This window comes from Klebsiella planticola, from assembly GCF_000783935.2.
GTDB classification, from domain to species: domain Bacteria; phylum Pseudomonadota; class Gammaproteobacteria; order Enterobacterales; family Enterobacteriaceae; genus Klebsiella; species Klebsiella planticola.
In genome coordinates this window covers 2,656,826-2,680,512 of sequence record NZ_CP026047.1, presented here as the reverse complement: position 1 = coordinate 2,680,512, position 23,687 = coordinate 2,656,826, and the positions used below count along the sequence as shown (strand labels likewise).

At 58.6% G+C, this 23,687-nt stretch carries 27 protein-coding genes and 1 pseudogene; 23 read left to right on the top strand and 5 right to left on the bottom strand.

Annotated elements, in window-relative coordinates; genetic code table 11:
• The first annotated feature begins 228 nt into the window (after positions 1-228).
• From gspC to MC50_RS12930, 13 genes are read left to right on the top strand one after another with little or no spacing between them, the layout of a single operon-like run.
• The gene (gspC, locus tag MC50_RS12990) at positions 229-1,089 is read left to right on the top strand and encodes a type II secretion system protein GspC (protein ID WP_032697287.1); all 861 of its coding nucleotides are present in this window, start codon (positions 229-231) and stop codon (positions 1,087-1,089) included.
• A 42-nt stretch (positions 1,090-1,131) separates the two neighbouring features.
• On the top strand, positions 1,132-3,072 hold the full coding sequence (gene pulD / locus MC50_RS12985; RefSeq protein WP_046853156.1) for a GspD family T2SS secretin variant PulD: 1,941 nt from the start codon (positions 1,132-1,134) through the stop codon (positions 3,070-3,072).
• Positions 3,069-4,562, top strand: a complete 1,494-nt coding sequence (gspE, locus tag MC50_RS12980; protein WP_047664071.1) for a type II secretion system ATPase GspE — start codon at positions 3,069-3,071, stop codon at positions 4,560-4,562. The genes pulD and gspE overlap by 4 nt, the downstream gene beginning before the upstream one ends.
• A 1-nt stretch (position 4,563) precedes the next feature.
• Positions 4,564-5,778, top strand: coding sequence for a type II secretion system inner membrane protein GspF (gene gspF, locus MC50_RS12975; protein WP_047664070.1), 1,215 nt, complete (start codon positions 4,564-4,566; stop codon positions 5,776-5,778).
• 20 nt (positions 5,779-5,798) lie between these two features.
• On the top strand, positions 5,799-6,221 hold the full coding sequence (gene gspG / locus MC50_RS12970; protein WP_032689432.1) for a type II secretion system major pseudopilin GspG: 423 nt from the start codon (positions 5,799-5,801) through the stop codon (positions 6,219-6,221).
• A complete protein-coding gene (gspH, locus tag MC50_RS12965; RefSeq protein WP_032689433.1) occupies positions 6,221-6,739 on the top strand; it encodes a type II secretion system minor pseudopilin GspH in 519 nt (172 codons plus the stop codon). Before gspG ends, gspH begins: the two co-directional genes overlap by 1 nt.
• Entirely contained in the window at positions 6,736-7,101 is a 366-nt protein-coding gene (gspI, locus tag MC50_RS12960; RefSeq protein ID WP_032689434.1) for a type II secretion system minor pseudopilin GspI, read from the top strand. The genes gspH and gspI overlap by 4 nt, the downstream gene beginning before the upstream one ends.
• Positions 7,101-7,697, top strand: coding sequence for a type II secretion system minor pseudopilin GspJ (gene gspJ, locus MC50_RS12955; protein WP_032697303.1), 597 nt, complete (start codon positions 7,101-7,103; stop codon positions 7,695-7,697). The genes gspI and gspJ overlap by 1 nt, the downstream gene beginning before the upstream one ends.
• Positions 7,694-8,680 carry a type II secretion system minor pseudopilin GspK gene (gene gspK / locus MC50_RS12950; RefSeq protein ID WP_047664067.1) on the top strand — a complete coding sequence of 329 codons (987 nt, stop codon included), beginning with the start codon at positions 7,694-7,696 and terminating at the stop codon, positions 8,678-8,680. The genes gspJ and gspK overlap by 4 nt, the downstream gene beginning before the upstream one ends.
• Positions 8,667-9,869 (top strand): type II secretion system protein GspL, encoded by a 1,203-nt coding sequence (gene gspL / locus MC50_RS12945; RefSeq protein WP_047664065.1) that lies wholly within the window; start codon positions 8,667-8,669, stop codon positions 9,867-9,869. Before gspK ends, gspL begins: the two co-directional genes overlap by 14 nt.
• Positions 9,862-10,356 (top strand): type II secretion system protein GspM, encoded by a 495-nt coding sequence (gspM, locus tag MC50_RS12940; RefSeq protein ID WP_032698127.1) that lies wholly within the window; start codon positions 9,862-9,864, stop codon positions 10,354-10,356. Before gspL ends, gspM begins: the two co-directional genes overlap by 8 nt.
• Positions 10,346-11,086 (top strand): type II secretion system protein N, encoded by a 741-nt coding sequence (locus tag MC50_RS12935; protein WP_047664063.1) that lies wholly within the window; start codon positions 10,346-10,348, stop codon positions 11,084-11,086. The genes gspM and MC50_RS12935 overlap by 11 nt, the downstream gene beginning before the upstream one ends.
• A gap of 14 nt (positions 11,087-11,100) precedes the next feature.
• Positions 11,101-11,898 (top strand): prepilin peptidase, encoded by a 798-nt coding sequence (locus MC50_RS12930; RefSeq protein ID WP_032689439.1) that lies wholly within the window; start codon positions 11,101-11,103, stop codon positions 11,896-11,898.
• Positions 11,899-11,918: 20 nt separating this feature from the next.
• On the opposite strand, the gene hrpB is transcribed toward MC50_RS12930, so the two are convergent.
• Entirely contained in the window at positions 11,919-14,348 is a 2,430-nt protein-coding gene (gene hrpB / locus MC50_RS12925; RefSeq protein ID WP_047664061.1) for an ATP-dependent helicase HrpB, read from the bottom strand.
• A gap of 72 nt (positions 14,349-14,420) precedes the next feature.
• On the opposite strand from hrpB, the gene thpR reads away from it, so the two are divergent.
• The 9 genes from thpR (at position 14,421) to panD (ending at position 21,524) form a co-directional block, all read left to right on the top strand.
• Complete coding sequence (gene thpR, locus MC50_RS12920; protein WP_032689441.1) at positions 14,421-14,957, top strand: RNA 2',3'-cyclic phosphodiesterase; 537 nt, start codon at positions 14,421-14,423, stop codon at positions 14,955-14,957.
• Positions 14,957-15,673, top strand: coding sequence for a DNA/RNA nuclease SfsA (gene sfsA, locus MC50_RS12915; protein ID WP_047664060.1), 717 nt, complete (start codon positions 14,957-14,959; stop codon positions 15,671-15,673). The genes thpR and sfsA overlap by 1 nt, the downstream gene beginning before the upstream one ends.
• 164 nt (positions 15,674-15,837) lie before the next feature.
• Complete coding sequence (dksA, locus tag MC50_RS12910; RefSeq protein ID WP_032689443.1) at positions 15,838-16,293, top strand: RNA polymerase-binding protein DksA; 456 nt, start codon at positions 15,838-15,840, stop codon at positions 16,291-16,293.
• Positions 16,294-16,355: 62 nt separating this feature from the next.
• Positions 16,356-17,237, top strand: coding sequence for a tRNA glutamyl-Q(34) synthetase GluQRS (gene gluQRS / locus MC50_RS12905; protein ID WP_047664057.1), 882 nt, complete (start codon positions 16,356-16,358; stop codon positions 17,235-17,237).
• 50 nt (positions 17,238-17,287) lie between these two features.
• A complete protein-coding gene (gene pcnB, locus MC50_RS12900) occupies positions 17,288-18,682 on the top strand; it encodes a polynucleotide adenylyltransferase PcnB (protein ID WP_071824645.1) in 1,395 nt (464 codons plus the stop codon).
• Positions 18,679-19,158 carry a 2-amino-4-hydroxy-6-hydroxymethyldihydropteridine diphosphokinase gene (gene folK / locus MC50_RS12895; protein ID WP_047664055.1) on the top strand — a complete coding sequence of 160 codons (480 nt, stop codon included), beginning with the start codon at positions 18,679-18,681 and terminating at the stop codon, positions 19,156-19,158. Before pcnB ends, folK begins: the two co-directional genes overlap by 4 nt.
• Positions 19,159-19,280: 122 nt before the next feature.
• On the top strand, positions 19,281-20,072 hold the full coding sequence (gene panB / locus MC50_RS12890) for a 3-methyl-2-oxobutanoate hydroxymethyltransferase (RefSeq protein ID WP_004858008.1): 792 nt from the start codon (positions 19,281-19,283) through the stop codon (positions 20,070-20,072).
• 11 nt (positions 20,073-20,083) lie between these two features.
• Positions 20,084-20,938 carry a pantoate--beta-alanine ligase gene (panC, locus tag MC50_RS12885; protein WP_047664053.1) on the top strand — a complete coding sequence of 285 codons (855 nt, stop codon included), beginning with the start codon at positions 20,084-20,086 and terminating at the stop codon, positions 20,936-20,938.
• A 205-nt stretch (positions 20,939-21,143) separates the two neighbouring features.
• Positions 21,144-21,524: an aspartate 1-decarboxylase gene (panD, locus tag MC50_RS12880; protein ID WP_004858002.1), complete on the top strand. Its 381-nt coding sequence runs from the start codon at positions 21,144-21,146 to the stop codon at positions 21,522-21,524.
• A 59-nt stretch (positions 21,525-21,583) separates the two neighbouring features.
• Here the strand turns inward: panD and MC50_RS12875 are convergent, their stop codons facing one another.
• Together MC50_RS12875 and MC50_RS12870 are read right to left on the bottom strand one after the other, a co-directional pair.
• Positions 21,584-21,826 carry a hypothetical protein gene (locus tag MC50_RS12875; RefSeq protein WP_047664052.1) on the bottom strand — a complete coding sequence of 81 codons (243 nt, stop codon included), beginning with the start codon at positions 21,824-21,826 and terminating at the stop codon, positions 21,584-21,586.
• Entirely contained in the window at positions 21,826-22,029 is a 204-nt protein-coding gene (locus MC50_RS12870; protein ID WP_077272455.1) for a tlde1 domain-containing protein, read from the bottom strand. The genes MC50_RS12875 and MC50_RS12870 overlap by 1 nt, the downstream gene beginning before the upstream one ends.
• 8 nt (positions 22,030-22,037) lie before the next feature.
• Here MC50_RS12870 and MC50_RS12865 point away from each other — a divergent pair.
• Positions 22,038-22,235: pseudogene (locus MC50_RS12865) on the top strand (aspartate 1-decarboxylase); the annotation flags it as partial.
• A 284-nt stretch (positions 22,236-22,519) separates the two neighbouring features.
• Here MC50_RS12865 and MC50_RS12855 read toward each other — a convergent pair.
• Both MC50_RS12855 and MC50_RS12850 read right to left on the bottom strand, forming a co-directional pair.
• Positions 22,520-22,996 carry a DUF2778 domain-containing protein gene (locus MC50_RS12855; protein ID WP_072024998.1) on the bottom strand — a complete coding sequence of 159 codons (477 nt, stop codon included), beginning with the start codon at positions 22,994-22,996 and terminating at the stop codon, positions 22,520-22,522.
• Positions 22,993-23,475 (bottom strand): Hcp family type VI secretion system effector, encoded by a 483-nt coding sequence (locus MC50_RS12850; RefSeq protein WP_032697274.1) that lies wholly within the window; start codon positions 23,473-23,475, stop codon positions 22,993-22,995. The genes MC50_RS12855 and MC50_RS12850 overlap by 4 nt, the downstream gene beginning before the upstream one ends.
• Positions 23,476-23,687 lie beyond the last annotated feature (212 nt).

The window sequence follows — 23,687 nt, the reverse complement described above, 5'->3', positions numbered from 1 at the left end:
CATCGCAATTAGATATTTTTGTTTTCTCCGGTTCAATCATCCATTAACAATTAATGGGGGGGCGTAGGTGGCCGGGGGAGTAAAAATAAAAAGGGAATGACGACCCGGATAGCGAAACTCATTATGATTCACGACGACAAATCCGCTTTCTCGCAATAAAAGCTCGCAATATAAAAAAACCACCCACCAATATAGGTAGGGGTACTGTATCGCCTCGAGGGAAATAAAATGAGCAACGGAATAAAAAGATATATTTCTGTGATGCAGTTAACACTAATAAATAAAAAATACATGCATTACGCACCGCATATTGCCATGCTCGTCACCTTATTACTGATTGGCCAACAGCTGGCAAAATTAAGCTGGCGAATGATACTCCCTGCATACTCTCCGGCTATTGAGGTGAATGACGCGCCGGAGATCTCCCCGCTCATCCCGGCGCCAAAAACGGAATTACCGGTATTCACGCTATTCGGTCGCGCAGAAAAAAAGCCGCAATCATCGGCCCATGACGAGAGCCTTGACCAGGCCCCGCTCTCGTCCCTTAAACTGCGGATTACCGGCCTGCTCGCCAGCAGCGACGCGGCTCGTTCGATTGTCATCATGGCAAAAGGAAATCAACAAGTTAGCCTGATGACCGGCGACAGCACACCGGGTAATGAAGCCCGGATTATCGCGATTCTGCGCGATCGCATTATTGTCAACTACCGGGGCAGAAATGAAGCGATTTTACTCGCGGATGACGGCTCGATGAAAGCCGCAGGCGCCCCTGACACCGCGCTTAATTCACCACTCAGCAAGATTCGCCAGCAGCCGCAAAATATTCTTAATTACCTCAATATTTCCCCGGTCATGGTTAACGAGCAGCTCAGCGGATATCGACTTAATCCCGGCAAAGACCCCACGCTTTTCCGTGAATCGGGTTTACATGAAAACGATCTGGCGGTCGCCTTGAACGGGCTTGATCTTCGCGATCGGCAACAGGCTCAGCAGGCATTAAAACAGCTCCCGGAGCTCAGTGAAATAACGCTAACCGTCGAACGCGAAGGCCAGCGACAAGATATCTATTTAGCATTGAGGGATGAATAATTGGCAAAGACAACGATTTTCCGCCTGATTTTCACCACTCTGATGATATTCAGTTCGCTGCTATTCAGGCCGCTGCACGCGGAAGAATTCTCCGCCAGCTTTAAGGGCACCGATATTCAGGAATTTATTAATACCGTGAGCAAGAACCTGAATAAAACGGTCATCATTGATCCCAGCGTACGCGGCACCATTACCGTCCGTAGTTACGATATGCTCAACGAAGAGCAATATTATCAGTTTTTCCTCAGCGTACTGGATGTCTATGGATTTGCCGTTATCAATATGAATAACGGCGTGCTTAAAGTGGTACGTTCGAAAGATGCCAAAACCGCCGCGGTCCCGGTCGCCAGCGATGCCGCCCCCGGTGAAGGGGATGAAGTCGTGACCCGCGTGGTTCCGCTGACCAACGTGGCTGCCCGCGATCTGGCACCGCTGCTGCGCCAGCTCAACGATAACGCCGGCGCGGGCAGCGTGGTGCACTACGAACCCTCTAACGTCCTGCTGATGACCGGACGCGCCGCGGTGATCAAACGCCTGCTGACCATTGTCGAACGCGTCGATAACGCGGGCGATCGCAGCGTAGTGACGGTCCCGCTATCCTGGGCCTCCGCCGCCGACGTAGTCAAACTGGTCACCGAGCTAAACAAAGACACCAGTAAATCCGCGCTTCCCGGTTCGATGGTGGCGAACGTAGTCGCTGACGAGCGCACCAATTCGGTACTGGTGAGCGGCGAGCCGAATTCGCGGCAGCGCATCATCACCATGATTAAACAGCTCGACCGCCAGCAGGCGGTCCAGGGCAATACCAAAGTCATCTACCTCAAGTACGCCAAAGCCGCCGATCTGGTGGAAGTGTTAACCGGCATCAGCAGCACTCTGCAGAGCGACAAACAGAGCGCGAAACCGGTGGCCGCGCTGGATAAAAATATCATTATCAAGGCCCACGGTCAGACCAACGCCCTGATTGTCACCGCCGCGCCGGACGTGATGAACGATCTTGAGCGGGTGATCGCCCAGCTGGATATTCGTCGTCCGCAGGTGCTGGTGGAAGCGATTATTGCCGAAGTCCAGGACGCCGACGGCCTCAATCTCGGCGTCCAGTGGGCCAACAAAAATGCCGGGATGACCCAGTTCAACAACAGCGGTCTGCCGATGTCGACGGTGATTGCCGGCGCCAATCAATACAACAAAGACGGCACGGTCACCACTTCGCTTGCCAGCGCGTTAAGCTCGTTTAACGGCATCGCCGCCGGGTTTTACCAGGGCAACTGGGCGATGCTGCTGACCGCGCTCTCCAGCAGCAGCAAAAACGATATTCTCGCGACCCCCAGCATTGTCACTCTCGACAACATGGAAGCCACCTTTAACGTCGGCCAGGAAGTCCCGGTGCTCAGCGGCTCGCAAACCACCTCCGGGGATAACATCTTCAACACCGTTGAACGTAAAACCGTCGGTATCAAGCTCAAGGTCAAACCGCAGATCAACGAAGGCGATTCGGTGCTGCTGGAGATCGAACAGGAGGTCTCCAGCGTCGCCGACTCCGCCTCCAGCACCAGCTCCGATCTAGGGGCTACCTTCAACACCCGGACGGTGAATAATGCGGTGCTGGTGGGCAGCGGCGAAACGGTGGTGGTCGGCGGACTGCTGGACAAAAGCGTCACCGATACGGCGGATAAAGTCCCGCTGCTCGGGGATATTCCGGTTATCGGCGCCCTATTCCGCTCTAGCAGTAAGAAAGTCTCCAAACGGAACCTGATGCTGTTTATCCGCCCGACGATCATTCGCGATCGCGATAGCTACCGTCAGGCCTCTTCGGGCCAGTACAACGCTTTTAACGAAGCCCAGACTAAACAGCGCGGCAAAGAGAACAACGAGGCGTTGCTGAGTGACGATCGGCTGCATATCTACCCGCAGCAGGACACCGTTGCTTTTCGCCAGATAAGCGCCGCCATCGATGCCTTCAACCTGGGAGGCAAGCCATGACGCCAGCAACCGAGTCCCGCCCGCTGCTGCCCTTCGTCTACGCCCGCGCCCACAATATCGTGCTGCTCAGCGATGGCGCGGCCTCTCGGGTCCACTGCCTGCGCAGCACGCCCGCTCAGGCGTTGCTGGAGGCGCGGCGGGTCGCGGATGGGCCGATCGCCGTTGAACATCTCTCCGCTGAAGAGTTTGAAAAGCTGTTGGTGCTGAGCTACCAGCGGGACTCCGCGGAAGCCCGGCGCATGATGGCCGATATCGGTAACGAGCTGGATTTATACACCCTGGCCGAAGAGCTGCCAGATACCGACGACCTGCTGGACAGCGAGGACGATGCGCCGATCATTCGCCTGATTAACGCCATGCTCACCGAGGCCATCAAAGAAAAAGCCTCGGATATTCATATCGAAACCTACGAACGTCATCTGCAAATTCGCTTTCGGGTGGATGGCGTCCTGCGCGAAATCCTGCGCCCGCAGCGCCGCCTCGCCGCCCTGCTGATCTCCCGCATTAAGGTCATGGCAAGCCTCGACATCGCGGAGAAACGCATTCCGCAGGACGGGCGCATGGCGTTGCGCATTGGCGGGCGCGCCGTTGATGTTCGCGTCTCAACGTTGCCTTCCAGTTACGGCGAGCGCGTGGTTTTGCGTCTGCTGGACAAAAACAGCGTCAACCTCGATCTGCTCACCCTGGGGATGCCTCCCGCGCTGTTGCAGCAGGTCGACGATCTGATGGCTCGCCCGCACGGCATCATTCTGGTTACCGGCCCCACCGGTTCAGGCAAAAGCACCACCCTGTACGCCGCCCTCAGCCGGCTCGACGCCCGGGAGCGCAATATCATGACCATTGAGGATCCGGTCGAATATGAGCTGGAGGGTATCGGCCAGACTCAGGTCAACACCAAAGTGGAGATGACCTTTGCCCGCGGGCTGCGCGCGATTTTGCGCCAGGACCCGGACGTGGTGCTGGTGGGGGAAATTCGCGATGGCGAGACGGCGCAGATCGCCGTGCAGGCCTCGTTGACCGGACATCTGGTGCTCTCCACGCTCCATACCAACAGCGCGCTGGGGGCCATTTCGCGTCTGCAGGATATGGGCGTCGAGCCGTTTTTGCTCTCCACGTCGCTGCTGGCCGTCATGTCGCAGCGTCTGGTGCGCCGCCTTTGCCCGCACTGCCGCCAGTCGCAGCCGGCCGATGCGCAAACCGCCGGCCAAATGGCCATCGCCCGCGGAACGCCGCTGTGGCGGGCGGTCGGCTGCGCGGAGTGTAGTTTTACCGGCTATCGCGGACGCACCGGGATCCATGAACTGCTGCGGGTTGACGATCGGGTGCGCATGGCCATCCACCGGGGAGAAAATGAATTAACGCTGATTCAGCAGCTGGGGGCGGACTACACCACTCTGCGGGATGCCGGGCGGGACAAGGTGCTGGCCGGAATCACCAGTTGGGAAGAGGTGGTCAGAGTGACCGAACAGCGCACGGGAGAAGCAGACTAAAATGGCTGTCTTTCGCTATCAGGCGCTCGATGAGCATGGCAAAACCCAGCGCGGCGTGCAGCAGGCCGATTCCGCCCGTCACGCCCGCCAGCTGCTGCGGGAAAAAGGCTGGCTGCTCCTTGAGATTCACGCCGTCGCGCAGGCAACGCCGGGCTCCCCTCGATCGCTGCTGACGCGGCGCACCAGTGCCAGCGATCTGGCCTTGCTGACCCGCCAGCTGGCCACGCTGGTGGCGGCCGCCATCCCGCTCGAGAAAGCGCTGGATGCCGTGGCGCAGCAGTGCGAAAAAGCCCCTCTCAGGACCCTGATGGCGGGCGTGCGCGGCAAGGTGCTTGAAGGCCATTCGCTGGCGGAATCCATGCGCGGTTATCCGGGCTGTTTTGATCAGCTGTACTGCGCCATGGTGGCCGCCGGGGAAACTTCCGGTCATCTTGACAGCGTCCTGAACCGACTGGCGGACTATACCGAACAGCGCCAGCAGCTGCGCGCCCGTCTGCTGCAGGCGATGATCTACCCTATCGTCCTGACGCTGGTCGCCATCAGCGTGATCGCCATTTTGCTCTCCACGGTGGTGCCCAAAGTCGTCGATCAGTTTGTCCATATGAAGCAGGCGCTGCCGTTCTCAACCCGCCTGTTGATGGCCCTCAGCGATCTGGTCCGCACCGCCGGCCCCTGGCTGTTGCTGGCGCTGATCGGCGGAGGCCTGCTGCTGCACTACGCCTTACGTCAGCCCGCGCGACGCCTGCTGTGGCACAAACAGCTGCTGCGCCTGCCGCTGATCGGTCGGGTCGCCCGCAGCATCAACAGCGCCCGCTATGCCCGAACCTTAAGCATTCTGAACGCCAGCGCCGTTCCGCTGCTGCTGTCGATGCGCATCAGCGCGGAAGTGCTGAGCAACGCGTGGGCACGCCGCCAGCTGGAGGCGGCCACGGAGTCGGTACGCGAAGGCATTAGCCTGCATCGCGCCCTGGAAATGACCGCCCTCTTCCCGCCGATGATGCGCTACATGGTGGCCAGCGGCGAACAGAGCGGAGAACTCAACGGCATGCTCGAACGTGCCGCCGACAACCAGGACCGCGAACTGAGCGCGCAAATTCAGATGGCGCTCAGCCTGTTTGAACCTTTGCTGGTGGTGGCAATGGCTGGAATGGTGCTGTTTATCGTTCTGGCGATCCTGCAACCGATCCTGCAACTCAACACCCTTATGAGTATGTAATTGTCTTAATGGAGAAAAATATGCAACGGCAGCGCGGCTTCACGTTACTGGAAATTATGGTGGTGATTGTCATCCTCGGCATTCTCGCCAGCCTGGTGGTGCCCAACTTAATGGGCAACAAAGAAAAAGCGGATCGCCAGAAGGTGGTCAGCGATCTGGTGGCGCTGGAGGGGGCGCTGGATATGTACAAACTGGACAACAGTCGCTACCCCAATAGCGAGCAGGGTCTCCAGGCGCTGGTCAGCCGGCCTGGCGCCGAGCCGCAGGCGCGTAACTACCCGGAGGGCGGCTATATCCGCCGTCTGCCTCAGGATCCGTGGGGCAACGACTATCAGCTGCTCAGCCCCGGCCAGCACGGTCAGATCGACGTGTTTAGCGTTGGCCCTGACGGGATGCCGGATACCAATGACGATATTGGCAACTGGAATATCGGGAAAAAATAGTGCGACAGCGCGGCTTCACGTTACTGGAAATGATGCTCATTTTGCTGTTGATGGGCGTCAGCGCGGGCATGGTGATGCTGGCATTTCCGACATCACGCGAGGATGACGCGGCGCACACTCTTGAGCGATTTCAGACGCAGCTGCGCTTTATCCGCGAACGCGGGCTCCAGACCGGCCAGTTCTTTGGCATCTCGATTCACCCCGATCGCTGGCAGTTTATGCTGCTGCAACCGCGCGATGACGCTGCGGCGAATCCCGCTACGGAGGAGAGCTGGTACGGTTATCGCTGGCTGCCGCTGCCGCCGGGCCGCGTCGCCACCGCAGGCCAGGTCGCATCGGGAAAACTGACCCTGAGCTTCCCGCATGATGCCCAATGGACGCCGGGCGAACAGCCCGATGTCCTGCTGTTTCCCGGCGGCGAAGTCACGCCGTTTCAGCTGCAGATCGGCAGCGCCGAAGGGATTGCCGTCGATGCCCGCGGCGCAATCCGCTCAGCCCGACAGGATGATGGACGATGAAAGCACAATCCGGAATGACGCTCATCGAAGTCATGGTCGCCCTGGTGGTCTTCGCCCTGGCCGGGCTCTCCGTCATGCAGGCGACCCTCCAGCAGACCCGCCACATGGGGCGGATGGAAGAGAAAACCCTCGCCGGCTGGCTCGCCGATAACCAGCTGGTGCAGCTGAAGCTGGAAAACCGCTGGCCGGCGCTGAGCAGCTCGGAAACCGAGGTACAGGCGGCGGGAAGCCGCTGGTATATCCGCTGGCAAGGCGTGGAAACGGAGATCCCGCAGCTACGCGCGCTGGATGTCGAGGTCCGTCACGATAAGCGTGATAAGACCCCGATCGCTTCGCTACGTACCTACGTGACTCAGCCATGATGATACGCACGATGCGCGGTTTTACTCTCGTGGAGATGCTGCTGGCGCTGGCGATTCTGGCGGCGCTGAGCATCGCTGCGATGGCGGTTCTGCAAAACGTCCTCCGCGCCGATAGCCTGACCCGGGAAAAAACGCTGCACGTTGAGGCGCTGCAACGCACCTTCAGCCAGATGGCCGCCGACTTCAATCAGATTATCCCGCGTCGCAGCCGCGAGAGCGCCAGCCTCTTTTTTGCCGGACGTTTTCAGCTCAACAGCGATGACTGGGCGATAGCCTTCAGCCGCAACGGCTGGCCGAATCCGCTGGGGATGCTGCCGCGTTCCGAGATCCAGAACGTCAGCTACCGTCTGCGCCAGCAGCAGCTGGAACGGCTGAGCTATGATCAGCAGGACCCGCTCACCGGCGTCGAACCGACGGTGGACGTCCTGCAAGATGGCATCCAGGCCTTCCGTCTACGCTTCTATGCCAATGGCCGCTGGCAGGAGCGCTGGGACAACACGCAAAGCCTGCCCCTGGGCCTCGAAGTCACCCTGACGCTGGATGGCTACGGGGATATCACGCGCCTGTTTCTGATAACGCCCGGAGCCAGCCAATGAACCACCGACAGCGCGGCGTCGCGCTCCTGATGGTACTGCTGATCCTGGCCCTGATGATGGTGCTGGCAAGCGCGATGACCGAGCGTACGGCGCGCCTCTATCAGCAAACCGCCACCACCCTCGATAACCTGCAGGCGAAATGGTATGCGCTAGGCGCGGAAACCATGGCCGCCGCGCTGCTTCAGCGCGATGCGCTGGACTCCCCGAACCAAACCCATCTGGCGCAAAACTGGGCGCAGGAAGGACGCCGCTTCACGGTCAACGACGGCGAGATTAACGCGACCATCACCGATGGCCAGGCCTGCTTTAACCTCAATGCTATCAACCACGGCAGCGGCGAGGAAAGCGAAGCGATCCCCTGGCCGGCGCGCGCCTTTACCCGCCTGCTGGAAAACCTCGGCGAAGAGCCGCTACGGGCGCTTCAGCTCACCGCCGCGCTGCGCGACTGGATCGATGGCGACCGGGAACCGCGCCTCAACGGCGGCGAAGATGAGGTATACATGGCGCGCTCGTCGGGATACCTCGCCGCGAATCAGAAGATCCAGGACGTCAGCGAACTGCGGCTGATTGCCGGAATGGACGCCGCGCTGTATCTGCGCCTGCTGCCCTTTGTTTGCGCCCTGCCGGACGACGCCCTGCAGCTCAACGTAAATACGCTCAGGGTAGACCAGGCCCCGCTGCTGATGGCGCTCTTTCCTACCGGCGTCAATCTCCAGCAGGCGCGCCAGCTGCTGCAGGATCGCCCGCGCAGCGGCTGGAACAGCGTTGCCGCTTTCCTGGCCCTGCCAGCTTTACAGCAAAGCGATACCGCCGCCGCCCGCCCGTGGCTGACGGTTCACAGTCAACGGTTTGTGGCCGCCTTCACCGTGGTGATGGGCAGCACGCGTTATCAGCAGCGGAGTGTCCTGCAAAAAGAAGGTCGTACTTTCCGTATTATCCAGCGGCATTATGGACTCTATAGGGTGGCCGATGAATCACGATAAAACCGCACAGCGAGAGATGCTCATTGTGCGTCTTGCTGCCCCCGAGCGTCCCGTCGCCTGGCGACTGGTCTGCCCGGGTGACCCGCAACGGGAAGCCTGCGGCGAGTGGTCCGCCACCGGCGCTGACGCTACGCTCCCCGAACTGGCGCAACGCTATCCCGCCTGGGTACTGGTCCCGGCCAGCGACTGCGCCTTCCACCACGTCACGCTCCCGGCGGGTCTGCGCAAAGCTCCACAACAGGTGGTGCCGTTTTTACTGGAAGAGCAGCTGGCCACCGACGTCGACGAGACCCACTTCGCCCTGCTCCACCGTCAGCGTGAGCGCTGTGCCGTCGCGGCGATAGCGCGGCAGAAGATGGCCGCCTGGCTCGCCCGCTGCGACGAACTACGGCTTCATATTCTCGCGCTGACGCCGGATGTATTGACGCTGCCCTGCCTCCCCGATCGCTGGAGCGCGGTACAGGCCGATGACCAATGGCTGATTCGCCAGGACGCCTGGTGCGGGATGGCGGTAGAAACCCCGTGGCTTGCGGAAGTACTCGCGGCCTGGGAAACGCTGCCGCCGATCGATTGCTATTCCCCACCGCCTGCCATCCCCGCCCCCTGGCGCGTGTTCGCACCGCAGGATGTGCTCGCTCTGGCGGCGGCGAACCCGGCAGCCCGGCAGATCTGTTTACGTCAGGGGACCTTTGCACCAAAGCGTCGCTGGCAGCCGGCCGGCCGGCGCTGGCGCCCGATGCTCGCCGCGGCGGCAGCGCTGGTGCTGCTGTGGAGCACCAATGCCGTGCTTGACCACCTTGCCCTGAGCCGCCAGGCGGATGCGGCCCAGGAGGCCAGCCGGGCGTTTTATCGCCAGTGGTTCAAAAACGATAAAAACGTTATCAACCCACGCCTGCAGATGCAGCAGCACCTGCACCAGCTGGAAGCGACAACCGCCGCCTCACCGCTGGCCGCCCATATTCGCAGCTTGCAAAATATGGTCTCCGACACCCCGGGGATTCAGCTGCGGTCGTTGACCTGGGATGCCGCGCGCAATGCGCTTCAGCTCGATATTTCGGCGGTTTCTTCACGGGCGCTGGAGCAGTTCACCACCCGCGCACAGGCCGGTTTTCGCGTGCGGACAGGAGAAATGAAACCCCGCCCCGACGGAATTGAAGGGCGTCTGACGCTGGAGGGCAACGATGGCTGATTGGGTTATGTTATGGCAACAGCGCACCCGTCGCGAACAGCGCCTGTTAATCGGCATGGGCCTGCTGCTGGCGGTGGGCATCATCTGGTACGCGCTCTGGCAGCCGTGGCTCAGTCGGGAAGCCCGCTGGCAACAAACGCTCGTCAGAGAGCAGGCAACCCTGCGCTGGATGCAGCAGCAAACGCCCCGGCTCCAGCAGCTAGCCCGCCAGACACCGGGGGCCGCGACCGCGACGAAGGAGGATCTCTCCGCCGCCATCATGCGTGAAGCCACCCGCCTGGAGCTGGCGATTGTCCGGCTACAGCCGCAGGGCGCCCGGGTGAACGTGACCTTGCCGGCCTGCACTTTTCAGGCGCTGATGACATGGCTGGACGCCCTCGCCCGCCAGGGCATCTTCGCCTCTTCTCTGGCCGTCAGCGCTCAACCGACGCAACCCGGTTGGGTGACGGTGACGACCCTGGTGCTGGAGCGTCCGCATGCCCCGTAAAGTCGCGTTCGGCCTGCTGCTCGCGGGAATGTATCTGTGCTGGCTGCTGTTGACCGCGCCGGCCCGTCTGCTGACTTTCGCCCTGCCGGACGGCGTCAGAGTCGGCGAGCTCAGCGGAACCGTTTGGCACGGTGAGGCCCGGCAGTTAGCCTGGCGCGGCGTTCGCCTCGCCCACCTTCGCTGGACGCTGACCTTCTCTTCCGGCCTTCCCGGCTGGCGGGTCACGCTCGACGATCCCGACGGCTTACGCGGACACGTCTCGCTCTATGGAATGACCACGCTCCGCTTGCAGAACGGCCTTTTGATCATCCCCGCCAACCTTGCCAGGCGCTGGCTCACGCAGGCGCTGCCGGCCGAGGCCAGCGGCCAGATCGCCCTGAACCTGTCGGAAGGTCGCTTTAACCAGGCCGGCTGCCAGCAGGTGTCCGGCGGCCGCGTGCAGTGGCAGGAAGCGCAGCTAAGCTCCCCGGCCGGCTCCCTCGAGCTGGCCCGCGTAAGCGGCAAATTTAGCTGCACGCCCGCAGGGGCGCTGGCGCTCACCCTCAGCCAGGACTCTCATCAGCTCAGCCTCACTGGCCAGGGCACCCTGAGCCCCGATGGTCGCTACGCCTTTCACGGCAAGCTGCAGACACGTCAGTCAACCCCAGCCCTCCTCACCCTGCTCGTTGCCCAACATCAGCGCCAGGATGAGCAGGGACGCATCCCCTGGCAACTGCAGGGGAAATGGTAATCACAGGAGACATCATGACGCTACTTAGCGCATTTTCGTTGCAGTTCCCCCTGTTATGGGGCGGATTTTTGTTTATTTTCGGCCTGACGTTTGGCAGCTTTTTTAACGTGGTTATCCACCGTTTGCCGCTGATGATGCGGCAGGAAGAGTCCGCACGATTCAACCTGTGCGTTCCCGCCTCCTTCTGCCCCCAGTGCCAGCGGCCTCTCATCTGGCGGGATAATATTCCTCTGCTCAGCTATCTCTCACTCAAAGGACGCGCCCGCTGCTGCCAGGCGCCCATTTCCCAGCGCTATCCGCTGACGGAACTGGCCAGCGGACTGCTATTTGTGCTGGCCGGATATCTGCTGACGCCGGGGTTACCGCTGTTGGGGGGGCTGATCCTGCTCTCCACGCTGCTGGTGCTGGCGATCATCGACGGCCAGACTCAGCTCCTGCCGGATCGGCTGACTCTGCCGCTGCTGTGGGCCGGTCTGCTGTTTAATCTCAACGGCACATTTGTCCCGCTCAGCGAAGCGGTGATCGGCGCCATGACGGGCTATTTATCGCTGTGGACGGTTTACTGGCTGTTTCGCCTGTTGACCGGCAAAGAGGCGCTCGGATACGGAGATTTTAAGTTGCTGGCGGCACTCGGCGCATGGTCAGGCTGGCAGATCCTGCCGCAGACGCTGCTGTGCGCCTCGGCCAGCGGCCTGATCTGGACCTTGCTGCAACGGCGGATCACCCTCCAGTCCCTGGATCAGCCGCTGGCCTTCGGCCCCTGGCTGGCGCTGGCGGGCAGCGGCCTGTTTCTGTGGACTCAGACGCTGTAACCAGAGCTCGACAAGCCCGGCTACGAATACTTTTTGGTGCGCCGCGTCGGCGCGGTATTGGCCGGGTCGTCCGGCCAGACATGTTTGGGATAACGCCCCTTCATCTCTTTTTGCACCTCGCGATAGGTCCCCTGCCAGAAAGCGCTGAGGTCGCGGGTAATCTGCAGCGGACGCTGCGCAGGCGACAGCAGCTCCAGCACCAGCGCGATCCGGCCCTGGGCTATCGTCGGCGTGGCGGCTTCGCCGAACATCTCCTGCATACGTACCGCCAGCGCAGGCGGATTATCGGCATGGTAGCGGATCGCTATCCGGCTCCCGGTCGGCACCGTGTAATGGGTTGGCAGTTCGCTGTCCAGCTTCTGTCGCAATGACCACGGCAGCCAGTTTTGTAGCGCCTGGCGTACATCCAACGCTTTCAGCGCGCGCAGCGAGTGCACTCCGCTCATCTGCGGTAGCAGCCAGGCTTCAAGCGAGTCCAGTAGCGAGGCGTCGTCGACGGCCGGCCACGCCTCTTCTGGCAGCCATTGTGCCGCGCAGAGCAGGCGCAGACGCAGCTGTTCGGCTTCCGGCGTCCAGTTAAGCACGCCGAGGCCCTTATCGCGGATGCCGTTGAGCATCGCCTGATGCAGCTCCTCTTCCGAGGGTTTCGCCAGCGGCTGGGTTTTTAACACCAGTTGACCGATACAGGTACGTCGCCAGGCCTTCAGCGTCCCCTGCGCCTCATCCCATTCGACGGTATCGGAACGCTGCGCCAACCCGGGGCACTGCGCCAGCAGCGCATTGACATCCAGCGGCAGCGCCAGGAGGATCCGCGCGTCCGGCGAGGCGCTTCCCTGCAGGAGCAGAGGCGCAATCAGCCATTCGTGGCGCCCGAGCGCATCGTCGGCGTCCAGCATCGCCCCCATCCCGTTGGCGAGCTGATAGCGCCCTTCCTGACCGCGGCGACGGGCGATCCGGTCGACAAATGCCGGCGCCAGCAGCAGCGCCAGGCGCTGTGCATCGGGCTGACCATCACGGCTGCCCAGCCGCTTCAAAAGCTGCTGCGCCCGCTGCTGCCAGTTCGGCTGCTGGCGGGCAAACGCCGCGCCGAGATCGCTGTTTCCGCCGCGCGGAGGCTCTTCGAGGATCGCCGCCAGTTTCGCCGCGGTCGCCGCATCATCCGGATCGGCTGCCGCCGTCAACATGGCCGCGAGACGCGGGTCATTACCCAGGGTGGCCATTTGGCGCCCGCGCGCCGATAACCTGTCGCCCTCCAGCGCCGATAGCGCCGTCAGCAAGCGTCGGGCCGCTGCCAGGTTTACCTCAGGCGGTAAATCGAGCCAGTGCAGCTGCGCCGGATCGCGGCATCCCCACTGTAAAAGCTCCAGCAGCAGCGCTGAGAGATCGCTGTGCAGTATCTCAGGATCGCTCTGTGCCGCCGCGCGTTCCGCCTGTTCTTTGCCGATCAAATGCAGACAAATCCCCGGCTCCAGACGGCCGGCGCGACCGGCGCGTTGGGTCATTGACGCCTGGCTGATGCGTTGCGTAATCAGTCGGGTTAAGCCGGTACGGGCGTCAAAGCGGGCGACGCGCTCCTGGGCGCTATCGACCACCAGCCGGATGCCTTCGATGGTTAAGCTGGTCTCGGCGATATTGGTCGCCAGCACCACTTTGCGCTGACCTTCGGCGGCCGGGAGAATCGCTTTACGCTGCTCGCTCAGCGGCAGCGCCCCGTACAGCGGACAGAGCACCACATCGTCGGCCACCCGTTCGGCCAGCTGCGCCTGCACCCGCTGAATTTCCCCCACGCCCGGGAGGAACAGCAGCATCGAGCCGCGCTCCTGGCGCAGCAGTTCCGCAGCGGCGATGGCGACCGCTTCATCGAAACGCTGATGCGCGGCAAGCGCCTGAAAGCGTTTTTCCACCGGGAACGCACGCCCTTCAGAGCAGATTGTCGGCGCCGAAGGCAGCAGCCGCTGCAGACGATCGTTATCCAGCGTCGCTGACATAATCAGCAGTTTAAGATCCTCCCGTAGCCCCTGCTGGACATCCAGCAGCAGCGCCAGCGCCAGATCCGCCTGCAGGCTGCGCTCGTGGAACTCATCGAGGATCACCAGCCCGACGCCGCTCAGTTCGGGATCGTGCTGGATCATCCGCGTCAGAATGCCTTCAGTCACTACCTCCAGTCGCGTATTCGGTCCGATGCAGGTTTCCGCGCGCATCCGGTAGCCGACGGTCGCCCCCGGTTTCTCACCCAGCAGCTCCGCCAGACGTTGTGCCACGTTGCGGGCGGCTAATCGCCGCGGCTCCAGCAGAATAATGCGCCCGTCGATATGGCCATCGGCGAGTATTTGCAGCGGCAGCCAGGTCGATTTCCCGGCGCCGGTTGGCGCATTGAGCAATACCTGCGGCGCCTGCTGCAGTGCAGAAAGAAGTTCAGGGAGGACGGCGGCAACCGGCAATTGGGACACGAATGGCTCCGGAGGTTAACATTTGAGGGCAAGCATTGTAGCATCCTGATAATTCATTACCGAGTCTCTATCATGTCCGAGCCGAAAAGGCTGTTTTTCGCCCTTGAGCTGCCTGCTGAAGCCCAGCGGCAAATCGTTCACTGGCGCGCGGCGAACTTTCCGGAAGATGCCGGACGGCCGGTGGCCGCAGATAACCTGCACCTGACGCTGGCCTTTCTCGGCGAAGTCAGCGCGGACAAGCAGCGTGCGCTGGCGGCGCTGGCCGGGCGCATCCGCCAGCCCGGTTTTACGCTCACGCTCGACGATGCCGGCCAGTGGCTGCGTTCCCGCGTGGTGTGGCTCGGCACCCGCCGGCCTCCGCGCGGCCTGCTACAGCTGGCTAACATGCTGCGCGCCCAGGCGGCACGTAGCGGCTGCTATCAAAGCCCGCAGCCGTTTCATCCGCATATCACCCTGCTGCGCGAAGCCCGCCACGCGGTGCCCATTCCGCCGCCGGGCTTCAGCTGGACTTTTGCCGTCAGTGAGTTTGTGCTTTATGAATCCCGTTTTTCCCGCGGACGCACCCGCTATACCGCGCTGGAACGTTATCCCTTTAACAAGGAAAGCTGATGCAGTTCACTCCACCTTTACAATCCGCCATCCTGATTAAGCGTTACAAACGGTTTTTGGCGGATGTGGTCACCCACGACGGTCGGGAGCTTACGCTACACTGCCCGAATACCGGCGCGATGACCGGCTGCGCGACCCCCGGCGATACCGTCTGGTACTCCACGTCGGATAACCCGAAACGCAAATACGCCCATACCTGGGAATTAACGCAAACCCAGCGGGGCGCAATAATTTGTGTTAATACTTTACGCGCGAATATACTGGCAAAAGAGGCGATACTTGCAGGGAGCATTGTCGAACTTTCTGGATATAACACGCTGAAAAGTGAAGTAAAATACGGCGAGGAAAAGAGTCGTATCGATATTATGTTACAGGCAGAAGAGCGACAAAACTGCTATATTGAAGTGAAATCGGTTACGTTGGCGGAAAATGAAAGCGGTTATTTCCCCGATGCTGTGACCGAGCGCGGTCAAAAGCACCTTCGGGAGCTGATGAGCGTGGCGGCGGCAGGCGACCGGGCCGTAATCTTGTTCGCCGTGCTCCATTCGGCGATCGACCGTTTCTCACCCGCGCATCATATTGATGCCAGATACGCACAGCTGTTGATTGAGGCGCAAACCAAGGGGGTAGAAATTCTCGTTTATAAAGCGGAACTTTCTACTGAAATGATGACTCTGAATAAGCCGATTACCGCGGTGTTAACCCCCGGTAAATAAACGGCTAAATTGTGTCCGGGTCGCGAGCGCAAATACGCTTTTCTTCACAGGGTTGTCAAGTGTAACGTTTAGATAATTGCTATCCGGAAAAGCATCTGCTATTTATAGCGGCCTGATTTTTCCCCCAACATGGGGATCGATAGTGCGTGTTAAGGAGAAGCAACATGCAAGAAGGGCAAAACCGTAAAACATCGTCCCTGAGTATTCTCGCCATCGCTGGGGTGGAGCCATATCAAGAGAAGCCGGGCGAAGAGTATATGAACGAAGCCCAGCTGGCGCACTTCAGGCGTATTCTTGAAGCATGGCGTAATCAACTCAGGGATGAAGTGGATCGCACCGTATCGCACATGCAGGATGAAGCAGCTAACTTCCCGGATCCGGTAGACCGTGCCGCTCAGGAAGAAGAATTCAGCCTGGAACTGCGTAACCGCGACCGCGAACGTAAACTGATCAAAAAGATCGAGAAAACGCTGAAGAAAGTCGAAGACGAGGATTTCGGCTTCTGCGAATCCTGTGGCGTTGAGATTGGCATTCGCCGTCTGGAAGCGCGTCCGACCGCTGACCTGTGCATCGACTGCAAAACGCTGGCGGAAATTCGCGAAAAGCAGATGGCTGGCTAATCCGCTTCGCTATCGTATCTCCGGCGGGAGTCTCTCCCGCCTACATGTTTTATTAGTCACCCATGAATGACTCACACTATATTGGCCGCTTTGCCCCCTCACCTTCCGGCGAACTCCACTTCGGCTCTCTGATTGCCGCACTCGGCAGCTATCTTCAGGCCCGTGCGCAAAACGGTATCTGGCGCGTACGCATTGAAGATATCGATCCGCCGCGTGAAGTCCCCGGCGCCGCCAGTACGATTCTGCGCCAGCTGGAGCACTACGGCCTGCACTGGGACGGCGAAGTGCTGTGGCAGTCGCAGCGTCACGAAGCCTACCGCGAGCGGCTGGCCTGGCTGCATGAACAGGGGCTTTGCTATTACTGCACCTGTACCCGGGCCCGTATTCACGCCGTCGGCGGCGTGTATGACGGCCACTGCCGCGATTTACGACTCGGCGCCAACGACGCCGCCCTGCGCTTACGTCAGACGCGGCCGGTCCTCGCGTTTTATGACCGTCTGCGCGGTACCCTCGTCGCCGATGAGGCGCTGGCGCGGGAAGATTTCATTATCCACCGCCGCGACGGTCTGTTCGCCTATAATCTTGCGGTGGTCGTGGACGATCATTTCCAGGGAGTCAGCGAAATCGTCCGCGGGGCGGATCTTATCGAACCGACGGTGCGCCAGATTTCGCTGTATCAGCATTTTGGCTGGCAGGCTCCGGACTATGTCCATCTGCCGCTGGCGGTGAATGCCCTGGGGAATAAACTCTCCAAACAAAACCACGCCCCGGCGCTGCCGGAGGGCGATCCGCGTCCCGAAATTATGCGGGCGTTAATGTTTCTTAATCAGGATATTGAGCAGGAATGGCGAGCGTTAAGTATTGAGGATTTACTGAAGAATGCGGTAGCCAACTGGGACCTGCAAAAAATCCAGCATTCTCAAATGACTCTCGCTGAGCTATGATTAGCCGCTATTTTTTGTCCTGAAGTCCGTCTGACACTACGAGGTGCAACATTTTTACCCGAGTCGCTAATTTTTGCCGTAAGGTGCTAAGCCGTGAAGAGCGCGACGCAGAAGCCGCCGTTGAACAAACGCATATGACGGTTATCCCGCGTGAACAGCATGCAATTTCCCGCAAAGATATCAGTGATAATGCCCTCAAGGTGCTCTATCGACTGAACAAGGCGGGCTATGAAGCCTATCTCGTCGGCGGTGGCGTACGTGACCTTCTGCTTGGTAAAAAACCTAAAGATTTTGACGTGACAACCAGCGCGACGCCGGATCAGGTTCGTAAACTGTTCCGCAACTGTCGTCTGGTGGGTCGTCGTTTCCGCCTGGCGCACGTGATGTTCGGGCCGGAAATCATCGAAGTCGCCACCTTCCGCGGCCACCATGAAGGGCACACCACCGATCGTGTGACTTCACAGCGCGGCCAGAACGGGATGCTGCTGCGCGACAACATCTTCGGATCGATCGAAGAAGATGCCCAGCGTCGCGACTTCACCATCAACAGCCTGTATTACAGCGTGGCCGATTTTACCGTGCGCGACTACGTCGGCGGCATGAAAGATCTGCAGGAGGGCATGATTCGCCTGATTGGCGATCCGGAAACCCGCTACCGCGAAGATCCGGTCCGCATGCTGCGCGCTGTGCGCTTTGCCGCCAAGCTGAATATGAACATCAGCGCGGAAACCGCCGAGCCGATTCCGCGTCTTGCCGCGCTGCTCCATGACGTTCCCCCGGCGCGTCTGTTCGAAGAAGTGCTGAAGCTGCTGCAGGCGGGCTATGGCTATGATACCTACATGCTGCTGCGCGAATATAACCTGTTCCAGCCGTTGTTCCCGACCATCACCCGCTACTTTACCGAGCGCGGCGATAGCCCGATGGAACACATCATTACCCAGGTGCTGAAGAATACCGATAACCGCATCCATAACGATATGCGCGTTAACCCGGCGTTCCTGTTTGCGGTCATGTTCTGGTATCCGCTGCTGGAAATGGCGCAGAAAATCACCCAGGAGAGCGGTCTGGCCTACAACGACGCTTTCGCGCTGGCGATGAACGATGTGCTGGATGAAGCCTGCCGTACGCTGGCCATTCCGAAGCGTATTACCACTCTGGTACGCGATATCTGGCAGCTGCAGCTGCGCATGTCCCGCCGCCAGGGCAAACGCGCCTGGAAGCTGATGGAACATCCGAAATTCCGCGCCGCCTACGATCTGCTGGAGCTGCGTGCCGGCGCCGAGAAAAATGGCGAACTGCAGCGTCTGACCAAATGGTGGGGCGAGTTCCAGGTTGCCGCGCCGCCAGATCAAAAAGAGATGCTTAACGAGCTCGATGACGAACCCGCACCGCGCCGCCGCCATCGTCGCCCGCGTAAACGCACCCCGCGTCAGGGTGGCGCATGACCCGCGTCTACATCGCGATCGGCAGCAATCTGGCTTCTCCTCTGGAGCAGGTCAACGCTGCCGTGACGGCGCTGGCTGCCATTCCGGACAGCCGGATGGTTGCGGTCTCCTCTTTTTACCGCACGCCGCCGCTGGGGCCGCAGGATCAGCCTGACTACCTCAATGCCGCCGTCGCCCTGGAGACGGAACTGCAGGCTGAAGCCTTGCTGGATCATACCCAGCGCATCGAGCTGCAGCAGGGCCGTCAACGCAAAGCCGAACGCTGGGGCCCTCGTACGCTGGATCTCGATATCATGCTGTTTGGCGATGCCGTGATTAACAGCGAGCGCCTGACGGTACCGCACTACGATATGAAAAACCGCGGCTTTATGCTGTGGCCGCTGTATGAGATTGCCCCGACGCTTCATTTCCCCGACGGCGCCACTCTGCGCCAGGCGCTGGAAAACCTCGGCGCCGAAAAGCCGGCGATCTGGTAGTTCCCCCTTCCCCATTTTTAGCCATTACGGCGATCGTCGTTATCGGTTGCCTAAAACCATTGCCCCTCTGAATGCTGCTGTTAGAATGCCGGTTAATATGACTTTCATCATCAGGAAACGTTATGAAACCGACCACTATCGCCCTGCTGCAGAAATGCAAACAGGAGAAGCAGCGCTTCGCCACCATCACCGCCTATGACTACAGCTTTGCGAAGCTGTTTGCCGATGAAGGGATCAACGTGATGCTGGTAGGTGACTCGCTGGGTATGACGGTGCAAGGGCACGACTCGACCTTGCCGGTGACCGTGGAAGATATCGCCTACCACACCCAGGCGGTACGTCGCGGCGCCCCCCATTGCCTGCTGCTCGCTGACCTGCCGTTTATGGCCTACGCCACCCCGGAACAGACCTTCGCTAACGCCGCCATTGTGATGCGCGCGGGCGCCAACATGGTCAAGCTTGAAGGCGGCGCCTGGCTTGCGGAAACGGTGAAAATGCTGGCGGAACGCGCGGTGCCGGTTTGCGGCCACCTTGGTCTGACCCCACAGTCGGTCAATATTTTCGGCGGCTATAAAGTGCAGGGCCGCGGCGACGCGGCGCAGGCGCTGTTCGACGACGCGCTGGCACTGGAAGCGGCTGGCGCACAGCTGCTGGTCCTTGAGTGCGTCCCGGTCGAGCTGGCTCAACGTATCACCGAGGCGTTAACCATTCCGGTTATCGGCATTGGTGCGGGTAACGTCACCGACGGCCAGATCCTCGTGATGCATGACGCTTTCGGGATCACCGGCGGCCATATCCCTAAGTTCGCTAAAAATTTCCTCGCTGAAGCGGGCGACATGCGCGCCGCAGTGCGGCAGTATATTGCCGACGTGGAGTCCGGCGTTTATCCGGGCGAAGAACACAGTTTCCATTAAGGAGTCTTGTTGTGCTGATTATTGAATCCCTGCCGCTGCTGCGCCAACATATCCGCCGTTTGCGCCAGGAAGGTAAGCGTATCGCGCTGGTTCCCACTATGGGCAACCTGCACGACGGTCATATGCAGCTGGTGGATACCGCAAAAGCCAGCGCCGATGTCGTGGTGGTCAGTATTTTCGTCAACCCGATGCAGTTCGATCGTCCTGACGATCTGTCGCGCTATCCGCGTACGCTGCAGGATGATTGCGAAAAGCTGAACAAACGTAAGGTGGATTTTGTTTTCGCCCCCGCGCCGGCAGAGATCTATCCGCACGGTACCGAAAACCAGACCTGCGTGGATGTACCGGGGCTGTCGACCATGCTTGAGGGTGCCAGTCGTCCGGGCCACTTCCGCGGCGTATCGACCATCGTCAGCAAGCTGTTTAACCTGGTCCAGCCGGATGTCGCCTGCTTTGGCGAGAAGGACTTCCAGCAGCTGGCGCTGATTCGTAAAATGGTCGCCGACATGGGTTACGATATTGAGATAATCGGCGTGCCGATTATTCGTGCTAAAGATGGTTTGGCGCTGAGCTCACGCAACGGCTACCTCACCGCAGAGCAGCGTAAAATTGCGCCCGGCCTGTACAAAGTGCTGAGCGCCGTCGCCGATAAGCTTGCCGCCGGTGAACGTAACCTGGATGAAATCATTACCCTTGCCGGGCAGGAGCTGAACGAGAAAGGCTTCCGCGCCGACGATATCCAGATCCGGGATGCGGATACGCTGCTGGAGCTGACGGAAACCAGTCAACGTGCGGTGATCCTGATGGCCGCATGGCTGGGACAGGCGCGGTTGATCGATAACAAAATCGTCGAACTGGGTCAGTAGACAAGGGTTAAAAATCTGGCAATATTGCCGGACATTTACTCAAAGCGGATGTCATGTCCGCTTCGTATCATTTAAGGTATAGACCCTGACTAATCCGCTTGCAGACCGGCGGCAGGCAAGAGCACTACCGTCCCCCATCAGGGGAAAGTCGCTCGCCCGCCACGCCCCTGCACTCTGAAGCAGGACGGGAAGAAAGGTAGACATCATGATTCGTAATATGCTGCAGGGCAAACTCCACCGCGTTAAAGTCACGCAGGCCGACCTGCACTATGAAGGTTCCTGCGCCATTGACCAGGATTTTCTGGATGCGTCCGGTATTCTTGAAAACGAAGCGATCCACATCTGGAACGTGACTAACGGCAACCGTTTCTCCACCTATGCCATTGCCGCCGAACGTGGCTCGCGAATCATTTCGGTGAATGGCGCTGCCGCGCACTGCGCCAGCGTGGGTGACATTCTGATTATTGCCAGCTTCGTCACCATGCCTGATGAAGAAGCCCGCCGCTGGCAGCCGAAAGTGGCCTATTTCGAAGGCGACAACGAAATGAAGCGCCAGGCAAAAGCCATTCCGGTACAGGTTGCCTGATAGCCAATCGCTGACGGTGCGCCGCCCAGACGGGGCACCGTTTATTTATAACAGAATACTCAAGATAAACGTCTTTTAATCGCAGCCGTTATATAAACCACTATTGCTACGATGAACAGTGAAGCAATACAAAGCGACAGAAAGTAATACTTATCCCATATATCACCAGGTATAACTTCTGTATAGCGTCTGATCAGATAGTAGGTTTTGACTTCCGGCATAAATAAAAACATCAGTACGAACACTACTGTATATAGTAATGCTTCGCCAATCCATAATAGCGCGTATTGTATCGGTTTCATTAGTACACCTGTACGGTCCCGAAGGCAGTTAATGACGCTGTTACCTGTATTGTGGGCGTATTAAGTAATGCAGCACGTAACAACATAAAATCAGATAGTCGGGGTAGAGTAATACAACCTTCACTAACTCCCTTATAACCTGCTGGATGAAGTCTAAAATGTCCCCTCTGTACTTCTCCCACCCATGTTAGATCGTCTATCATGCCATTTCGCCGAACGTGGCTCGCGAATTATTTCGGTGAATGGCGCTGCCGCGCACTGCGCCAGCGTGGGTGATATTCTGATTATTGCCAGCTTCGTCACCATGCCTGATGAAGAAGCCCGCCGCTGGCAGCCGAGAGTGGCCTATTTCGAAGGCGACAACGAAATGAAGCGCCAGGCAAAAGCCATTCCGGTACAGGTTGCCTGATAGCCAATCGCTGACGGTGCGCCGCCCAGACGGGGCACCGTTTATTTATAAACGTCTTTTAATCGCAGCCGTTATATAAACCACTATTGCTACGATGAACAGTGAAGCAATACAAAGCGACAGAAAGTAATACTTATCCCACGTAAAATCGGACATAAATCCTGTTAATTCTGTAATCAATTTGTACATCTTTATTTCTGGTATCAGCACGTATAACAGGACAAACACAACGGTAAACAGTAATGCTTGTCCAAACCATAATAGTACGTATTGTATTGGTTTCATTAGTACACCTGTACGGTACCGAAAGCAGTTAATGACGCTGTTACCTGTATTGTGGGCGTATTAAGCAACGCAGCACGTAACAACATGAAATCAGATAAACGGGGTAGAGTAATACAACCTTCACTTATACCTTGATAACCGGCAGGATGAAGTCTGAAGTTTCCTCTTCGAACATGACCAATAAAAGTATGATCATCAATCTGTGAATCATGTCGATACAGCGCAAACCATATTGAACGATCCGAACCAGAAATAAACGATGCTAAAGAATCGCTGACCATCGTAACGACTCCTCCGGTACCACGCGTAACGATATAGTACAGGCCAGTCGGTAATGGTCCAATAGAGGGTACAGCCACCGCATCAGGATCGTTACGTGATGTTCCGGTACCCGAATAGGCAGGGAAAAAACCGATTCCCGGGCAACTCAGGTTACTTAGCTGATTTCCGTTGAGACAGAAAGTACATCGAATCATCGCTCATTCCATGCGTCAGAAAAGAGAATATTGCCATCACAATGTTTCCATGTAATTTTTTCATAACGTAATGAAACTGCTTCCAGGTGATTATATTTTTCAGTTGCCGGATTTTTACAATCATGCATCATTGGACAAATAGAGATGACCTTAACGTTCTCAAGTAACATATTAAAGTATTCTTGTTCCTGTCCACAGTCGTTAATTTTATACCATTTAACTTCTACGCTTTTCAGCGTTTGCCCCTTTGCTACGGCTTTATAAATATATGGACTTGATGAATCAAACTCTTTTTGAAATATTAATGGTGAATGTAAACGTGTCCCCGAAATCTTACCGGTGCTGTTATCGGTGGGAAGATGTAAACCATGACTAAAACCGAGAACTTCAATACTCCCCTCACGATCCTGAACATCAACCGCGCCTTTGATATCAGCACCGCCATCATCTTTCATCCATAAATAAGCCGGAATTGCCATTCTGCACATCCTTTTTCTATGATTAGATCGAATAACCATAAATAAAAGATGGATTTTATGCTATCGAATAAATTCTAAAAATAAATAAGATTATTAATGGCATGATATAATAAAGAGCCTGCTCAGAAACTCACCTGTAGGGTATCTGATATCACATCACCGGCAATGGAATCTTATTCTTAGCGCTATTTTGCCGCTCCGTGAGTACGTGC

What these genes read in the sequence shown, in the direction of transcription:
- MC50_RS12870 (WP_077272455.1), bottom strand. Translation starts at nt 22,029, where the DNA reads ATGATAGACGATCTAACATGGGTGGGAGAAGTACAGAGGGGACATTTT.
- MC50_RS12850 (WP_032697274.1), bottom strand. Translation starts at nt 23,475, where the DNA reads ATGGCAATTCCGGCTTATTTATGGATGAAAGATGATGGCGGTGCTGAT.
- gspK (WP_047664067.1), top strand. Translation starts at nt 7,694, where the DNA reads ATGAACCACCGACAGCGCGGCGTCGCGCTCCTGATGGTACTGCTGATC.
- MC50_RS12930 (WP_032689439.1), top strand. Translation starts at nt 11,101, where the DNA reads ATGACGCTACTTAGCGCATTTTCGTTGCAGTTCCCCCTGTTATGGGGC.
- MC50_RS12875 (WP_047664052.1), bottom strand. Translation starts at nt 21,826, where the DNA reads ATGAAACCGATACAATACGCGCTATTATGGATTGGCGAAGCATTACTA.
- gspC (WP_032697287.1), top strand. Translation starts at nt 229, where the DNA reads ATGAGCAACGGAATAAAAAGATATATTTCTGTGATGCAGTTAACACTA.
- gspL (WP_047664065.1), top strand. Translation starts at nt 8,667, where the DNA reads ATGAATCACGATAAAACCGCACAGCGAGAGATGCTCATTGTGCGTCTT.
- gspJ (WP_032697303.1), top strand. Translation starts at nt 7,101, where the DNA reads ATGATACGCACGATGCGCGGTTTTACTCTCGTGGAGATGCTGCTGGCG.
- pulD (WP_046853156.1), top strand. Translation starts at nt 1,132, where the DNA reads ATGATATTCAGTTCGCTGCTATTCAGGCCGCTGCACGCGGAAGAATTC.
- MC50_RS12935 (WP_047664063.1), top strand. Translation starts at nt 10,346, where the DNA reads ATGCCCCGTAAAGTCGCGTTCGGCCTGCTGCTCGCGGGAATGTATCTG.
- sfsA (WP_047664060.1), top strand. Translation starts at nt 14,957, where the DNA reads ATGCAGTTCACTCCACCTTTACAATCCGCCATCCTGATTAAGCGTTAC.
- gspF (WP_047664070.1), top strand. Translation starts at nt 4,564, where the DNA reads ATGGCTGTCTTTCGCTATCAGGCGCTCGATGAGCATGGCAAAACCCAG.
- gluQRS (WP_047664057.1), top strand. Translation starts at nt 16,356, where the DNA reads ATGAATGACTCACACTATATTGGCCGCTTTGCCCCCTCACCTTCCGGC.
- MC50_RS12855 (WP_072024998.1), bottom strand. Translation starts at nt 22,996, where the DNA reads ATGATTCGATGTACTTTCTGTCTCAACGGAAATCAGCTAAGTAACCTG.
- dksA (WP_032689443.1), top strand. Translation starts at nt 15,838, where the DNA reads ATGCAAGAAGGGCAAAACCGTAAAACATCGTCCCTGAGTATTCTCGCC.
- gspG (WP_032689432.1), top strand. Translation starts at nt 5,799, where the DNA reads ATGCAACGGCAGCGCGGCTTCACGTTACTGGAAATTATGGTGGTGATT.
- panB (WP_004858008.1), top strand. Translation starts at nt 19,281, where the DNA reads ATGAAACCGACCACTATCGCCCTGCTGCAGAAATGCAAACAGGAGAAG.
- gspI (WP_032689434.1), top strand. Translation starts at nt 6,736, where the DNA reads ATGAAAGCACAATCCGGAATGACGCTCATCGAAGTCATGGTCGCCCTG.
- folK (WP_047664055.1), top strand. Translation starts at nt 18,679, where the DNA reads ATGACCCGCGTCTACATCGCGATCGGCAGCAATCTGGCTTCTCCTCTG.
- thpR (WP_032689441.1), top strand. Translation starts at nt 14,421, where the DNA reads ATGTCCGAGCCGAAAAGGCTGTTTTTCGCCCTTGAGCTGCCTGCTGAA.
- gspE (WP_047664071.1), top strand. Translation starts at nt 3,069, where the DNA reads ATGACGCCAGCAACCGAGTCCCGCCCGCTGCTGCCCTTCGTCTACGCC.
- gspM (WP_032698127.1), top strand. Translation starts at nt 9,862, where the DNA reads ATGGCTGATTGGGTTATGTTATGGCAACAGCGCACCCGTCGCGAACAG.
- panD (WP_004858002.1), top strand. Translation starts at nt 21,144, where the DNA reads ATGATTCGTAATATGCTGCAGGGCAAACTCCACCGCGTTAAAGTCACG.